The sequence below is a fragment of the Acidovorax sp. SUPP1855 genome, from assembly GCF_030158955.1.
Taxonomy (GTDB): domain Bacteria; phylum Pseudomonadota; class Gammaproteobacteria; order Burkholderiales; family Burkholderiaceae_C; genus Paracidovorax.
Genome location: NZ_BQXI01000005.1, coordinates 43,404 through 57,356, shown reverse-complemented (window position 1 = coordinate 57,356; position 13,953 = coordinate 43,404). Strand labels below are relative to the sequence as shown.

At 64.4% G+C, this 13,953-nt stretch carries 16 protein-coding genes; all 16 read right to left on the bottom strand.

Annotation, left to right across the window (positions count from 1 at the left end; genetic code table 11):
* Positions 1-39 precede the first annotated feature (39 nt).
* Positions 40-2,319 carry a DEAD/DEAH box helicase family protein gene (locus AVMA1855_RS05985; RefSeq protein ID WP_284424990.1) on the bottom strand — a complete coding sequence of 760 codons (2,280 nt, stop codon included), beginning with the start codon at positions 2,317-2,319 and terminating at the stop codon, positions 40-42.
* Between the two features lie 102 nt (positions 2,320-2,421).
* Positions 2,422-2,718 (bottom strand): hypothetical protein, encoded by a 297-nt coding sequence (locus tag AVMA1855_RS05980; RefSeq protein ID WP_284424989.1) that lies wholly within the window; start codon positions 2,716-2,718, stop codon positions 2,422-2,424.
* An 86-nt stretch (positions 2,719-2,804) separates the two neighbouring features.
* Positions 2,805-3,131: a methyltransferase gene (locus AVMA1855_RS05975; RefSeq protein WP_272564251.1), complete on the bottom strand. Its 327-nt coding sequence runs from the start codon at positions 3,129-3,131 to the stop codon at positions 2,805-2,807.
* Positions 3,132-3,244: 113 nt separating this feature from the next.
* Positions 3,245-4,372 carry a DUF6094 domain-containing protein gene (locus tag AVMA1855_RS05970; protein WP_502870278.1) on the bottom strand — a complete coding sequence of 376 codons (1,128 nt, stop codon included), beginning with the start codon at positions 4,370-4,372 and terminating at the stop codon, positions 3,245-3,247.
* 54 nt (positions 4,373-4,426) lie between these two features.
* The gene (locus AVMA1855_RS05965) at positions 4,427-5,077 is read right to left on the bottom strand and encodes a hypothetical protein (RefSeq protein WP_272548388.1); all 651 of its coding nucleotides are present in this window, start codon (positions 5,075-5,077) and stop codon (positions 4,427-4,429) included.
* A gap of 108 nt (positions 5,078-5,185) precedes the next feature.
* Entirely contained in the window at positions 5,186-5,794 is a 609-nt protein-coding gene (locus AVMA1855_RS05960; protein WP_272548387.1) for a DUF3275 family protein, read from the bottom strand.
* A gap of 111 nt (positions 5,795-5,905) precedes the next feature.
* Positions 5,906-6,460: an STY4534 family ICE replication protein gene (locus AVMA1855_RS05955; protein WP_284424987.1), complete on the bottom strand. Its 555-nt coding sequence runs from the start codon at positions 6,458-6,460 to the stop codon at positions 5,906-5,908.
* A gap of 397 nt (positions 6,461-6,857) precedes the next feature.
* Positions 6,858-7,232 (bottom strand): DUF3085 domain-containing protein, encoded by a 375-nt coding sequence (locus AVMA1855_RS05950; protein ID WP_284424986.1) that lies wholly within the window; start codon positions 7,230-7,232, stop codon positions 6,858-6,860.
* An 84-nt stretch (positions 7,233-7,316) separates the two neighbouring features.
* Positions 7,317-8,117: a GTPase gene (locus AVMA1855_RS05945; protein ID WP_284424985.1), complete on the bottom strand. Its 801-nt coding sequence runs from the start codon at positions 8,115-8,117 to the stop codon at positions 7,317-7,319.
* 281 nt (positions 8,118-8,398) lie between these two features.
* On the bottom strand, positions 8,399-9,415 hold the full coding sequence (locus AVMA1855_RS05940; RefSeq protein WP_284424984.1) for a hypothetical protein: 1,017 nt from the start codon (positions 9,413-9,415) through the stop codon (positions 8,399-8,401).
* Positions 9,416-9,545: 130 nt separating this feature from the next.
* Positions 9,546-10,256: a DUF5983 family protein gene (locus AVMA1855_RS05935; RefSeq protein ID WP_284424983.1), complete on the bottom strand. Its 711-nt coding sequence runs from the start codon at positions 10,254-10,256 to the stop codon at positions 9,546-9,548.
* Positions 10,257-10,354: 98 nt separating this feature from the next.
* Positions 10,355-10,747: a hypothetical protein gene (locus AVMA1855_RS05930; RefSeq protein WP_284424982.1), complete on the bottom strand. Its 393-nt coding sequence runs from the start codon at positions 10,745-10,747 to the stop codon at positions 10,355-10,357.
* 27 nt (positions 10,748-10,774) lie between these two features.
* Positions 10,775-11,026, bottom strand: coding sequence for a hypothetical protein (locus tag AVMA1855_RS05925; RefSeq protein WP_272548380.1), 252 nt, complete (start codon positions 11,024-11,026; stop codon positions 10,775-10,777).
* Positions 11,027-11,439: 413 nt separating this feature from the next.
* Positions 11,440-11,724: a HigA family addiction module antitoxin gene (locus AVMA1855_RS05920; RefSeq protein WP_272548379.1), complete on the bottom strand. Its 285-nt coding sequence runs from the start codon at positions 11,722-11,724 to the stop codon at positions 11,440-11,442.
* A 9-nt stretch (positions 11,725-11,733) separates the two neighbouring features.
* Positions 11,734-12,012, bottom strand: coding sequence for a type II toxin-antitoxin system RelE/ParE family toxin (locus tag AVMA1855_RS05915; RefSeq protein ID WP_272548378.1), 279 nt, complete (start codon positions 12,010-12,012; stop codon positions 11,734-11,736).
* 356 nt (positions 12,013-12,368) lie between these two features.
* Positions 12,369-13,934, bottom strand: a complete 1,566-nt coding sequence (locus AVMA1855_RS05910; protein WP_284424981.1) for an ATP-binding protein — start codon at positions 13,932-13,934, stop codon at positions 12,369-12,371.
* Positions 13,935-13,953: the final 19 nt, after the last annotated feature.

Here is a 13,953-nt window from a genome sequence, read left to right as displayed (position 1 = left end):
GCCGGCAGCCCCGGGAAGGGCTGCCGGCTTAGGAGCGGATCAAGCGGCAACGAGTTGCCTTGCCAGCGCGACCTCGATCGAGTCGCCGTCCTGGTTCAGCGCATCCAACCCGGATTCCGGCACGTCGCCTGACGTGCTTTGCGAAACCAGGATCTTCCTCGCCATCAATGCCAGGCAAGTCATTTGCGACGTGGCCGCATAGCCCAGGTAAATCACTTTCACCGGCAGGTCCTGGCCGATGCGCCAGGAGCGCCGCGCAGCCTGCTGCAGGGTGTACACGTTCCACCCCGACTGCATGAACACGATCGTGGGGAACTCCAGCAGATCAAGGCCCGTCTTGACCAGCTCGGCGTTGGTGAGAAGCACGTCGATGCCCCGGTCCAACTGCTCGGCGATCCAGTCCTCGCGCCGGGAGGTGTCCACGCTCGCGCGCAGCACCGCGACTTTCAGACCTTCCTGCTCCAGCAGCGACTTGAGCCGGGACGTGGTATCCCGCGTGCCGGTATAGACGGTATAGGCCAGCACCTTGCGATGGGCGGCTTTCTCTGCCTTGCAGATGTCGATCAGTTCGCGCTCTTTCGGCATGACCTGTCGGTCGCTGAACTGCGATGGCGTGCACGCGAGGGTTTCCCGCGTGCGTGGGTGCGTCACGACCTCGGAACGAAAGCATGTGTCCGGCCAGGCCAGCAGCACGTTGAGGACCACCCCCAGCAGCGTCGTGTCGCGTTTTCTCAGCGCCGCCTTCAGTTCGGCCGTCAAGCGGCCCGCGAGTTCGCGGTAAGCGCTTGCCTGGTCGGTCTGCATGGCGACCTCGCGGAACTCCTCCTCGTAGGGCGGCAGGACGTTGCCGCCGATGTCGCGCAACTTGAGGAACACCGTGAACGGCAGGACGCATCGCAGGATGCCCTTGGGTCCGAACCCCGGGGCCTTGACCGTGCGCACCGACACCTTGCTGCCGCGCGCCGTCTTGTGGGACGTGCCCGTGCTCTCGGAATAGATGTCCTTGAGCACGCCATGGTCCCGCATGAAGGCGAGGGCCGCAGATGCCATGCTGCCGGTCTTGGAGGGCCGGTAGCCGTCTTCGATCATGCGTGCGGGCAACGTCCGGAACAGCAGCGCGAACAGGTCGTCCGCGTAGCCGCCCATCAGCGTCCCGGTGAGAAGCAGGGCCTTGCGCGCCTTGGAGGCGAGCACGCCCATGGCCTGACCCTGGGCAGAGCCGGGCGACTTGTACTCATGGCCTTCGTCCACCACCAGAAGGTCGAAGAACCCTTGGGGAAGATAGCGCTTGATGAATTCCGAAGGCTGGTATCCGCCTTCGCCGAAACCGAACTCCATCGAGGCCATCGCGCGTTCCATGCGATGGGCCTGCCGGTCGGAAAACACCAACTGGCCTTTCTCGTCCATCAGGTTGATGAACTCGAACAGGTTGTCACCCAGCAGCGAGACCAGGAACGCCTCGCCGAACGTCTTCATCAGACGCTGCGCCGTGGCTTGCCCGATGGTCGGTATCCGCTTGAGGGCCTTGATGACGGCCGACGACTGGTCGGTGGCGGACAGCGATCGCGGTCGCATCAGCGTCCACAGCGCGGATGCGCAATGGCCGCACTTGCGGCGCGATTCCTCGGCCTGCAGTTCGGCCGTCGAGATGGGTTCGCCATCGAGGTCGGTGATGGCCGTCCCGCAATGGGGGCAGGCCCCCACCGGCCCATTGAGCGTGCGGCGTTGGACGAAGGAGGGCCTCCAGTGAAAGCCCATCCGCATCCGCACGCGCCCGAGGACGAAGAACTCCTGAGCCTGCGCCGGCACGCCGAGCTGCTCGCGCAATTTGAGCAGCTTGACCAGGGTATCGGGCCCGTTGAGCACCCACACCCTGGCACCGGGAACGGTTTCGAGGATTTCGCGGCGCCACTTATAGACCAGGTGGGGCGGCGACAGGACCAGGGTGCGGCGGTAGCCTTCGGCGTTCATGACCGCCGCGGTGGCGATGGCCATGAGCGTCTTGCCGGTGCCCATCTCCGCATTGATGATCGCGGCACGCTCGCCACGGTCCAGCAGCAGCTCGGTCACCGCGTGGACGACCTCGGCCTGTGCGGGAAACGGAGCGCGTTTGAGGCGCGACAGCGCCATCTGCCGGGCGGGACGGGGTTGCCCCGCATAGACCGGCGGATTCGCGCGATTGAGGGAGTCCAGCAGCTCGTCGCCGAATTCGCCAACAAAGTCGGTGAGGCTGATGGTCAGAGGAGTCGATGGCGTTGCGAACAGGTCGTCCTGCGCGGTGCCATCGGTGAGGGTATCGGTGTCGAGATCGAGGGACATGGTGATGCTCCAAAAGAAAAAGGGCATGCACCGGCCCGCAGGGCGATGGACATGCCCGTTGGGTGAGAAGGAAATCCGGCGGCTTGTCAGCCGCCGAAAGGATCAGTATTCGCTGGGCAGCAGCAGCGTGGTGACGCTGCGATCCCATTCGGTGATGATCCAGAGCGTCAGGATCGGTGACAGCTCATAGGATGAAAACAGGCGGTCCTGGCCCGTGCGCAGCGCGGTGTCGTTGGATTGCCAGTCGCTGTCGCTGAGATCGCCCCAGTCGGTATTGAGATGCCGGCGAAGGCAAACCAGGGGATCGATCCGGCCCTGCTGGACCAGATCGTTCACGCCTTGGGTCATGATCAGTTGCCCGGCCTGAAACTGCGTTGAAGACAAGAGTGCGAGTGCCATGGTGGCTCCTTTCGAGAGGGCGGGGCCACGGCATCCCCGAAGGGGTGCGTGACCCCTTCGGGTGGTTGGGGAAGACGGAAAAGCCGTCAGAGAAGCGGGTTCTCTTCGGGAAGCTGGATGACGGTGAGGCTGCGATCGCCGTTGGTGACCACCACCAACGACAGTCGGCGTGTCACCGCATAGCGCGAAGTCAGAAGGCCGCCGGACTGGAATGCGGCGTCGTTGGCACGGCGCCCTTCATCGTCCATTTCGCCCCAGTCGCCGCGCAGATGGCGGTGCAGGTAGCGATGCGGATCGACAAGTCCCTTGCTGTCGAGCCACTGCACCTTGTCGCTGAGTTTCAGGGTGCCGGTGGAAAACAGAGGGTGGGAAGGCTGCGCTGCGCGCATGCCGGTGAAAAGCCGCAGTGGCATGGTGAACTCCTTTCGGTGGGCAGGGATGAAGGCCGGACGAGCGCCCTTTAGCGGGCGGATCGTTCCGGTGAACGAAGGCGGCGATGAGCCGCTTTGGGGAACAGGGGAGAACGTCAGCAGATGGTGAGCACCTCGCCCCGTGTCGGAGAGCCAGGTGTCATGTCCCATGCGCGGATGACGGGGACGAACTTGTCGGTGAGGATGCGTGTCTCGGCGATGGAGCCGTCGTCACGTTCGGTGTATTCCACGGCGGAGGTTTTCTCCTTGTGGGTATCGCCCTTGACCACCATGACCTTGCCGCTGGGTGAGCGCACGACGCCGGAGATGGCACCTGCGGCCAGGGCCAGGGCCAGATGCCATTGGGACAAGGCGCGTGCTGGAGGCCGAAGCGATTGCTGCGATGCGCCCAGGTGCGTATCCAGAGACGGCCACAGCCCTTGCAGGCGATGGACCTCCCGCGCGAATTGCTCGGGCTCCATGGACACCCTGCAGAAATGTTCCGGCTCGGCTGTCGCCGATGGAACGGTGTATGGCAGGAACGGCCATTCGAGGGGCAGTTCCTCCGCTGAGACATCGCCCGCGCCGATCTGCAGAAGCCGTTGGCGTGCGGGCCGGGCCGCATCGGCCAACAGATCGCGTTGGCGCACGCGGGTGCCGAAGATCACCACTTGCTTGTACTGCGTCTCCACCGCACGGTAGATGCACAGCCCGGTGAAATGGCGTGTGAGCCAGCCCACCAGTTCGGCATCGAGCACATGGCTCGGAATGATGAACACCAGCACGCCGCCGTATTGGAGCAGCGGCAGGGACCGTTGATAGAACAGCTTTTCCAGCCGGGCGCGGCCCTGTCCCTGATAGCCGATGTCGCCATCGGCGCTCCTGGACAGATCCCCGTAGGGCGGATTGAGCCACAACAGCCCGAAGCTCTGCCGGCTCACCAGCGTATCCATGAGATCGCTGTGCAGGCAGTGATCGACGAGACCCCTGGCATGGCTGGCGCGCTCGCCATCGAACTCGACGGCATAGGCGGACACCTGGCTCCGGCCCAGGGCATGTGCGGCTTCGGCGATGGCGACGCCTTCGCCCGCACAGGGATCGATGATGCTCATTCGAGCGGCGGCCGGTGCCAGCGCCTTCAGCGCTCGCTCCAGCGTGGGTTCATCCGTCGGGAAATACCCGTTCTTGGCAAAATTCCGGGCGAGCCGGGGGAACATGAGCGCCATGGAAACCTCCTTTGGCAGATGGGGAACAGGCAGAGGGCGGGCGCGGTGCGCGGGCCGGGGAGGATGGGCGATTCAGGCGACACGCCGAAGCGCTTCGCCGCTGGCCAGTTCGTGGCGGGTGGCACCGAGGGTGCCGTTGCGGATCAGATCGCCCAGTCCCTTGGTGAGTGCCGGAACATCGATCGAGAGCCGGTAGCCCTCCAGCGGTCCGAGGGCCATGGGAAGGCGTGAGAGCATGGATTGCGCGAGCAGCATGTCCAGCACGGTGTCGCGCCAGTGGTCGAGCAGCGGCAAGGGGCAGGTGTCCTGCACCAGGGTCCACAGCCGTTGGAATGGCTGATCCGCATCCCGGCGCAGGAGCGCCAGGGCGCTGGCGTTGGCCTTGTCGGGCTTCACGCAGCGCTGATCGAACAGCCACAGATTGACCATCGAGCCGAACAGCGTCCGCCGGAACACGCGCGTGGAGCGCTTGTCCAGGCGATCGACGTTGCCGACGAACACGGGAACGGACCCGTTTTGATCGGTCAGGATGTGGAATTGATCCAATCCGTCTTCATCGCGTCCCAGTGTGAGCCGGGCGATGAACTGCTGGATCGCGGTATCGCGGGCCCACACGGACAGGAAGACGAGGTGGCCGCTTTCGTCCCCGACATAGCCATCGACCATGAGGTCGGGGCATTCGTCGATGCGCAGAAGCGGTGACGAAGAGGGGCGTTCGGGCATGGGTGGCGTCCTTTTGGAAAAGCGGGACAGCCACCGAACCCGTGGGGCAGGTGCTGTCCCAGGGGGTGGAAGAATGCGGCGATCCGAAGCGGATGGCCGGGTGTGCGATCAGGTCTTGAGATGCCAGTCCTGCGACATCGGCTGGAACTGGTAGCCCAAGGCATCGAGGCGGTCGCGTTGCTGCCGCATGACACGGCGATCGACGGTCGCATCGAGCTTGACGATCGGGCCCAGAGGCCAGAGCGTTCCGAACAGTGCCGCATCGTCTTCCTCCGCGTTTGCGCCCGAGGACGGTGCATCCGCCGGCTCGCTGCCGAACGGCGTGGTGTCGATCAGCGGGTCCGGACGCTTGCGCGCCTTCGGCGTGGCTGTCGCCTTCGGATCGGACTTCGGGGCCTGCGGCTCCTCGTCAATGGGATCGACCTCCTGGGGACCCAGTTGCTGGGCTTCGTCCCGGCTCAGCCGATCGATGTTGGAGACGGTCATCCCGCCCAGATAGGCGCGGATCTCGACGACCAGGCGACCGTTGGCGTAGTACGTGGCGGGGCGGATCTCCACGAGCGTGAATTCGCCCTCGTACTTGCCTTCGTCGTATTGATCGAGTTCGGCGTTCTTCACGACGAACTCCCCGATGGAAGTGGTAAGGCGCCCGACGTTGAAATCGCCGTTGCGCCCGTGGATGGTCTTGATGGCCAGCTGACCGGCAAGAATGATCATGGAAGGCTCCTGATGAATGGGTCACCCGGCACCACGGCCCCGCAGGGGAACTGCGGTGCCAGGGGGGCGGATGGAATCCAGGCAAGGCCCCGGTGCGAGGGGTCTGGCCGTTCAGAAGGGGCGGTCCTCCTCCATGGCGGGGGCCTGAGTTCCTTCGGCCTGATCCACCGAAGTGGAGGTTGTCGCAGGCGTTTCGGCTTCCGTCGTTTGAGGGGGCGCTTCTTCCCGAGCCGGCTCCGAGGGCGGTTGCGCGGTGTCCCGTCGGGAATCTTCGGTCTCGGCCTTGTACTTGAGGACCCCGTCGATCTTGATCCAGCTGATGAACAGCAGACGGGCCTTGAGGCTGACGCAGGGCTTTCCTGCGTTCTCGCCACTCTTGATGTGGAAGATGTCGCTCCACAGGTCGCCCAAGCGGAATCCGACGAGCACTTTGCGTTTCGCCTTGACGGCGTCATCACAACGGCGAACCAGATGCTGGGCGTCCGATCCGACCACCTTGGTGTCGAAACGCACGTAGGAAATGTCATCGCCGGGGCCGCTGAGCGCCGCGATGTCGCAAGCGAGGAACGCCTCGGCATGCTTGGGTTTGACGTCGCGGATGCGATTGAGGTAGCCCAGGCCCGTGATGTGCAGGTCGAAGTACGACTTTGAATTGGAATCGGTCATGGTGAATCTCCAGACTTGAGGACAGGATGGCAGAGACACGCCTGCCCCAAGGGGAGGTGTGATCCCCGTGTGGGTGGTGGGTGGCATCACCGCCGAAACCTTCGGCGGACGTTCGCGCTGGGATGCCGGTGCGAACTGGTGCGATCACACGGTCGAAGCCGTGTCGTAGCCTCAAAGACCATGGCTACCTGGGCATGTCGCTGACCGGGGTCAGCGGGACATGGGGCGATCGTGGCGTTGGCCGGTGCGCTCTGCCACTGGAAAGCGGCACTGGCACGGCTCCCGTTTCTTGGGCGCGTTTTGGCGGCGATGGGGTGGGGCAACTCCAAGCGATGTGCGGGCAACGCTGCATCGGGTTCGCAGCGCAAGAAAAAGCCCTCGGGTGAGGGCTTGGGGATCATGGGGTGGAGGGGCGCTCGTCGGCGTCGGCCGTGATGGGCTGCAGCGTGATGTGCGTGGCTGTGGCCGACAAGGCCAGGTCGTCCTGGCTGTTGGCGATGCGCGCGAACACCGTGCTGTCCCTGTCGAAATATTCGGCGAAGTCGTCGCCGCCGAGTTCGGTGCGGGCCCGCTCCCACCACGCATCGAACGGGTCGAGGTCGGGGTTGCAGCCGACCGCGAAAGCCAGCAGCTTTCGGTGGCCCTGCGGCGTTTGCTCGCCGTTCTCCGCCAGGAAGTACACACCGTGGTCCTTGACAAGGACGATACGGCATCGATGGGTTGCGGCCTCGGCCAGGATGGGTCGCAGGTCTTCACCTTTGAATCGCAGCATGGGGGTTGTCTCCAGGGGGTGAAAAGAAACCTCCCGCCGCGAGGGCGGGAAGTCGTTGGGGAGGCGGGAATACCGTCCGGTGGATCAATGCCGGGCCCGCTTGCGCGCACCGGGCAGGATGTCCACCTGGATGCGGCGCCAGGCACCGTCGTCGATCAGTCGCTCCAGCGTTTCTCCGAGCGTGTCGAAGAACACCGAGTCCACCCGCTGAACGATTTCTTCATCGCGGTGCAGATCCACGGCATAGAGGTCATCGGCCCGCTCATAGAGCACCGTGACCCGGCCTTGGAACTTGGCGTTGTCCACGCTGAAACTGATCGCAGGCGGCGTTCGGATGATGTCGGCGTCCAGCGGATCGACCCAGCGGAAATCCCGGGCTCCGGCGTCCACCAGCAAATGCGTGATGCGTCGAAAGCCATCGGGCGCGGGCAGCGCTTCCATTTGATGCACCAGTTCCTGCAGTTGGGGGCAACGGGGTTGCGGGATCGGCAACTTGGCGGGTGCCGATCCGAGGACGTGGGTTTGCACGGTGTAGGGCATGCCGTCGGACGTGAACTCGGTTCGCTCCTCGGGGGTGTCCGCGCGCAGACCGTCGAACCGATGGCGTGCATAGGGCCGCACATGCACCTTGATGCCTTCATCCGGCACCTGTGTCACAAGGTGGCGATCCAGTACCGCGAACTCCGCTCGTCCTGTCTTGACGACGATGGCCTCGGCGGTCGTGGCGATCACCGTGCCTTCGAAGGGCTTGGGATCGATGGAAAAGCCCAGTCCGGACGTCTGTGGCTGGTCGTCATGGATGCGGAATTTGAAAGACCGGATGTTGCGCGGAACATGGCCTGCGACCAGGGAGGGCAGTTGCGCACGGATGGCTTGATGATCCATTGGGGAACTCCTTGAGGAAAACCAAGGGTCGCCCTTCCCGCAAGGGAGGTGATCCCTTGTGGGTTGAGTGAAATGGCGCGGAGCGCCTGGGGACGGTGACAACCTGTGCGGAAACCGCACCGCAGCCTTCAGGGTCTTGGCTGCCTGGGATGCTTGCCGGCAACGCCAGCGAACACGGTGGCAGCTTGGCCGAGGCCACGCGCTTTGGCCCGCCTCAATGCGATCGGAGTTCTGTCCCCAAACACCACGCCTGGCACACCAGCGCGGTGGTCCCGGTCACATCATTGGCGGTCCAGATGCCGGCGTCGCGTTCGCACCCATGGAAGGGCCAGCGTCGCCCAGGCCCCGTACAGCGTTGCGGTGGCCCCGATGCACAGCCATTGGTCCCATGGCGAGGGCACCGCCAGGCTCAGCAGGTAAGCGGCCAGCAGCAGGGCGCCTGCGGCCCCGATCCAACGCCAGCGGGGCCGGATCATGCCGGCGATCGCGAGTTCGCCGAGGCTGGCGTTCGTGAAGTCTTCCCGCGTAGCCTGCGCATGGAGCCGCTGGCGCAGCAGGTCCAGGTCAATCGGTTGATGGTTGTTATCAGGTCGAAGCCGAAGCATCGCCCGTGCGGCGGCGTCCGGTGCGGGCAGATCGGCAGGCCATGCCGCTGGGTGCGCGACCCCGTAGGCGACCAGCAGGCGCTCGGTGAGGTGGGCCAGCGGCAGGGCCTGTGCCCACCGCCGGTCCAGTACGCACCAATGTTCGATCCGATCAACGACCCGCAAGCGGTAGAGCGCCAGCCTGTGGGCATCGGGGTAGTCCAGCGGGGTGATTCTGGCGGGCATGTCGGTGGCACCGCGCGAGCGCAGGAATTGGACCCGGTTCTTGCCTTCATGGGCAAAGAACAATCCCAGCGGCACCACCGCGAAGACGATGGCGAGGTCGGGGTCGCCATCGTGGGAGCGTGCATCGTCCAGCAGATGGCGTGTCAGCTCTTCAGCCGATGGATTGGCTTTATAGGGTTCGCGCCAGCGCCAGGATTCCCCCAGCAGCCGGTCGATCGGAACCCGTGCGCGTTCGCGGTCCTCAGCTTTTGTGTGGTCCAGGAACGGCACGACCGCGTGGACGAACCCCGATACGCTGATGGCCGACGCCGCCGCGTTGGCCAGTTGCGCGGGAAGCAAGGGCGACAGGACCGGCGAGCGGAGGGCGGCATCCAGATCGTCCTTGGCCGAGACCAGCGAGCGAACCGCCCGGTGCAGTGGGGTGTCGTCACGCTGCAAGCGTTGTGCCGGTGGGTAGGGCTGGGACATGGGGCGGGATCGGGCTGTTTTCTTGAAGGGACGGGATGCATCAAGGCGGAGAGCCGGCAGTATGGCGATCCCGATGGCAATCGCAACGCTCCGCCAAAAAAAAGAGCCCCGTGAGGGGCTTGGGAAGGTGTCAGGTGTCGTGGACGGCGAGGCCATCGAGGCGGCGCGCATCGGCGTCGAAGACCAGCATGCGCACATCGGCCTGACCGGCAAGGTGGAGTACGTCCGCCAGCGAGGGGGGCATGCCTTGTGCGATGTGTTCCTGCCGCAGTTGGTGCGCGCTCAGGCCGAAAATGGAATGCAGGTTGGCATCGGTCCATGGGGTGGCGATCAGTTTGATCCCGATCGCCGGGCTGCCGGGAATGCGAAATGCTGCGATGATCGAATCGCGGGACTCGCGGGAGTCCGCGAGCGCTTCGAGATGCCGGTAGGCCGCCTCGCTGAGGTGCGCGCAGCTGATTTCCCAGCACCGGCTGTACAAGCCGGTCTCGAACGTCAGGCGACGCATCACCTCGCGCGCCGCTTCCAAAGAGTAGGCATCGCCCACGTGAACGGGTTGGCCGAAGTCGTCGCCGACGACCGAATAGGTCACGAAACGCACGATGCCTTCCAGTGCGGGCCATGCCCGCTCCACGTCGGTCGTGTTGCCTTGCAAGACGATGGCGAAATCGCGGCCCACACGACAGCGGGATTGAATGACCTGCTCATCGGTCAGATGCACCTGGCTGGGATGAAGGGGTCTCCAAATGGGAGGATGGTCATCGCTGCAAGTAATGCACAGGATGCGGCTGACGCGCAGGTTCTGGTAACCGCGCAGGAAGGGATTGTCTTGGGGGGCCATGGTTGCTCCTTGTGAAGAAAAAAGACGAGGACACGGCCCCATCCGGGACGCGTGTCCCGAAGGGATGAAGATGAAAGGAAGGATGGCGGCGCGGGGGCTCACCAGCCGGAGTAGTTCAGCGCCAGATCGGTGATGACCTTGCGCCGCTCCAGATCGAGGCCGCCCAGGTCGGCAAAGCCCAGAAAGCCGGAGCGCTTGAGCATCGCACCGCCCTCACGGGCGTTGTAGAAGCTCACCATCGCCGAGAGGAAAATCTTCTCGCCGCCGCTGAGAACGCCAAGGGCGTCGTTGACCACCAACAACCGGGGCTTCAAGTCCCATTTGCTGTGGGCGCGCAACCACCCTTCATGGGTGCCATCGCCGAACCATTCGGTGCCCGCGATCTGTGCGCCACGCTTCCAGGCCCGAAAAAATGCTTCGGGTGCCTGGATGAAGTGGGCATCCTCCAGTGAGATGTAATCTGTGGCATCGGGGGCCAGTGGCAAGGACATGGAAATTCTCCTGTGGTCGGGGAAGGTTCATGGATGGGTGCGCTGTTGCCAACGGCCCGTCTTGAGGGCCGTCGTGGCCGCGTCGTAGGACCGGAAGTACCCGGACGACTCTCTGGACACGTTGCCGTCCGCATCGCCCGTGCCGATGTAGTGGCCGGCGGCGCTGTGGCGCACCTCCAGTGGGAGGCGCTTGTTCACATAGGTCAAAGCCAGATACCCGATGGACTGGGCTTTGGCCTGGGCGATGCTCAAGGTCTGGTCGAGCAATGCTTGGGACATGGGTTTCTCCTTGAAAGAGCGGAAAGCGCCACGTTCCTGCGGGCGTGAAACTTCCGCGGGGGGTGGAACAAAGCATCTGCGCCGGGACGGCGCTCGTCCGCAGGACGATGCGGGGCGGACTGGAGGGTCTGGGTGGCAGAGCCACCGAGCAGCCTTGAAGACCCGAACTGCCTGGGCATGGCACCGACGACGGTCGGCAACGCATGCGGCAATGTGCGGCGGGGCGCATCGAATCGCGACGGGCAATGGGAAACGGCGGCACACCGTTTTCTGGCGTGGTGCCGGGGTGCATCACGCGAGCCCTTCAGTGCCCCGATTCATGGGCCGATTGCCCGGTTCGCCAAAAACCAGGTCGAAAAAAAGCCCCGCGATGGCGGGGCTAAGGGGGGAGGGATATTGGGTGTGTCGAGGGCTTAGGCGAACCGCAGGCGCAGGATGGGAGGGTGCTCCCGGTGTTCCGCTTGCCAAAGATCGTAGGCCGCCTGTTCGGCCAGATACTGGCGTGCGCTGCCGAGGCCGGCGAGTTCGAGGCGGTGGGCCAGGTCGGCGGAAATCGCCGCGTGCCCGTTCAGGACCGTGGACAGTTGGCCGCGCGAGTAGCCGATGTGCCGGGCCAGCGCCGAAACGCTCATTTTGATGGCCGGCATCACGTCTTCGCGCAGGGCTTCTCCCGGATGGGGAGGGTTGTGCATGGGCATCAGGGCCTCCTAGTGATAATCAAGATAATCGACGAGCTCCACATCGGAGTCGATGAAACGGAAAACGACGCGCCAGTTGCCCGACACGTTGACCGCCCAGAAGCCGTTGAGCCTCCCTTTCAAGGGATGCAGCCGGTTGCCGGGGCGATCCATATCGTTGGGAGCGCGAGCGACTTCCAGGGAGGCGAGCAGGCGTTGCAGGCGTTGGACGTGATCGGCGCGAACACCGGACGCATCACCACGCTGGTACAAGATCCGCAGTCCCTTGTGCTGGAAACTCCGGATCATGATGCACGGAGTGTAAGGCTTGGCCTTACGGTTTTCAAGTGCGAAAAGATCGAACGCATGGAAATCTCCTGTTCATGAAAACGGGCCCGCAAGGGGCCTGGCAGATGAAAAGCATCGACACCTGAGAGGTGTTCGTCCGCGGAGGCGATGCGAGAGCGGACAGGTTCGGTCGGCGCGTGGAAACCGCGGCGCAGTCTGGGAGACCGGAACTGCTGGCATGGGCTGAAAGCATCAGCGACAAATGGGTGCAGCATGGGCATGCGGCGCGTCCCCGTCCCACTGGAATGCGAACAGGGTCCGTACCCGTTTCAGGCAAGAAGAACGCCCCCGAAGGGGCGTTGTGAAAAAAGGCCGGATCAGGCGTCGATCGCCTGCAGCCGTCCATCGGGACCGAACCGCAGATGCACCGTTGCTCCGGCCAAGCCAGGATTGGGTTGGTATCGCAGCGATGGCGGTAGTACGGCGTTGACGATCCGGGCGGGGCCTTGTGTGCTGCCTGCCGTGATGAACGCGAGAATGGTCTGCGCGTCGGTTGCTTCGGCCGCTTCGTCGTGGTGCCCATCGAAAACATAGTCGGACACCAGTCGGGTGACCGGGCCGGCCTGTTCCGTCAGGACCAGCTTGCCGTCCTTGCGCACGGCGTTGACCGCATACGGCTCGGGCTCGCCGTTGAGGCGGACATTCAGCGCACGGACCAGCACCAGCTCGATCTCGTCCTCGTAGAGCGTGGCCTGGATGTCTTCGTGCAGGACCGCGTCCTGATAGACCCGAACCTGCTCGGAGGAGATCGACCTGATCCGCTGGAACAACCAGTGCCCCGCATCGAGGCGGCGTTCTTCCAGCAAAAGACCTCCACGGGCGCAGACATAGACTTCTGCGGCGTGTTCCTCGTCGCCCTCGGGATGAATGCGCCAGACGCCTTCCGTGTCCAGACTGTCCAGGTGCGCAAGACCGCTGAGGTGCTTGCTCTGCCCGAAGCGTTGGTAGCCCGGCGGATGGGCGTCCCAGTCACGAAACCATGCCCGAGGGGCAAAGGGAACGTCATTGAGAAGATCGGCATGGGACGAGGCCAGACACGCCTCCCAATACAGGACGGCGAACTCGCTTTCGGAAAGCCGCTTCTTGGCTTCGATCAGCGCCGCCCGATAGGCCGGGTCGATCGTTGCCTGGATGCACCCATGGTCGTTTCCTTCACCGCAAGGGTGCCACGGATCGGGAGGACGGATGGTCGATCCATCGTGCAAAAGCACGGCCTGGTAGCGAGGGGTGGACGGCGCAGGGCCGATGGGCAAGCCGTTGCGAAAGCACTGCCATTCGTGCGGCGGGGCGTCCAGATCGAGGAGCACACGGCCGATCGGCGTTTCACGCCAGGCCAGCGATGGATGGGCCAGAGGCCGTGGTATCTCCACGCCGTTGAAGATCACGCGAACCGGAAACGCCTGGCACAAATGCCTCAGATGAGACCGCACCCATTGCGGCAGATCCATGTCCGGGCGGGGAGACTCCACCCCATCGAGGCGAAACTCGTTGCCGATCCGGGGAGCGGCGGCATGAACGGCAATCGGTTCGCCCCGGATGATGGCGTCCGTCGGCGTGCTGAACCCTTGCTGGCCGCAATGGACCGACAAATGCGTGGCGAAATACAGCGCGGACCACACGCCCGTGAGGGGAGCATTGCTGCGTTCCCGCACTTCGCGTTCGCCGATGGGATCGGGCAGATCGAGCAGCGCTTGCATGTCTTCGATGCTTTTGCCGTCGTCGCAGAGGGTGATCGAGGCGTTGTCGGCCACGATGCGGATGAGGCCGGCACCCGCGCTCCGCGCGGTCTGGAGCAAAGCGCCGAGGTCCGATGCCTGATGGAGTTGCTGGCGCAGGGCCGCGATGAGGAAATCCTGATGGTTGTGAAGACGAATGGTGCCCATGGGGCCTCCTGATGGTGGG

Coding starts and splice junctions, on each gene's coding strand:
- AVMA1855_RS05985 (WP_284424990.1), bottom strand. CDS start 2,319: ATGTCCCTCGATCTCGACACCGATACCCTCACCGATGGCACCGCGCAG.
- AVMA1855_RS05980 (WP_284424989.1), bottom strand. CDS start 2,718: ATGGCACTCGCACTCTTGTCTTCAACGCAGTTTCAGGCCGGGCAACTG.
- AVMA1855_RS05975 (WP_272564251.1), bottom strand. CDS start 3,131: ATGCCACTGCGGCTTTTCACCGGCATGCGCGCAGCGCAGCCTTCCCAC.
- AVMA1855_RS05965 (WP_272548388.1), bottom strand. CDS start 5,077: ATGCCCGAACGCCCCTCTTCGTCACCGCTTCTGCGCATCGACGAATGC.
- AVMA1855_RS05960 (WP_272548387.1), bottom strand. CDS start 5,794: ATGATCATTCTTGCCGGTCAGCTGGCCATCAAGACCATCCACGGGCGC.
- AVMA1855_RS05955 (WP_284424987.1), bottom strand. CDS start 6,460: ATGACCGATTCCAATTCAAAGTCGTACTTCGACCTGCACATCACGGGC.
- AVMA1855_RS05950 (WP_284424986.1), bottom strand. CDS start 7,232: ATGCTGCGATTCAAAGGTGAAGACCTGCGACCCATCCTGGCCGAGGCC.
- AVMA1855_RS05945 (WP_284424985.1), bottom strand. CDS start 8,117: ATGGATCATCAAGCCATCCGTGCGCAACTGCCCTCCCTGGTCGCAGGC.
- AVMA1855_RS05940 (WP_284424984.1), bottom strand. CDS start 9,415: ATGTCCCAGCCCTACCCACCGGCACAACGCTTGCAGCGTGACGACACC.
- AVMA1855_RS05935 (WP_284424983.1), bottom strand. CDS start 10,256: ATGGCCCCCCAAGACAATCCCTTCCTGCGCGGTTACCAGAACCTGCGC.
- AVMA1855_RS05930 (WP_284424982.1), bottom strand. CDS start 10,747: ATGTCCTTGCCACTGGCCCCCGATGCCACAGATTACATCTCACTGGAG.
- AVMA1855_RS05925 (WP_272548380.1), bottom strand. CDS start 11,026: ATGTCCCAAGCATTGCTCGACCAGACCTTGAGCATCGCCCAGGCCAAA.
- AVMA1855_RS05920 (WP_272548379.1), bottom strand. CDS start 11,724: ATGCCCATGCACAACCCTCCCCATCCGGGAGAAGCCCTGCGCGAAGAC.
- AVMA1855_RS05915 (WP_272548378.1), bottom strand. CDS start 12,012: ATGATCCGGAGTTTCCAGCACAAGGGACTGCGGATCTTGTACCAGCGT.
- AVMA1855_RS05910 (WP_284424981.1), bottom strand. CDS start 13,934: ATGGGCACCATTCGTCTTCACAACCATCAGGATTTCCTCATCGCGGCC.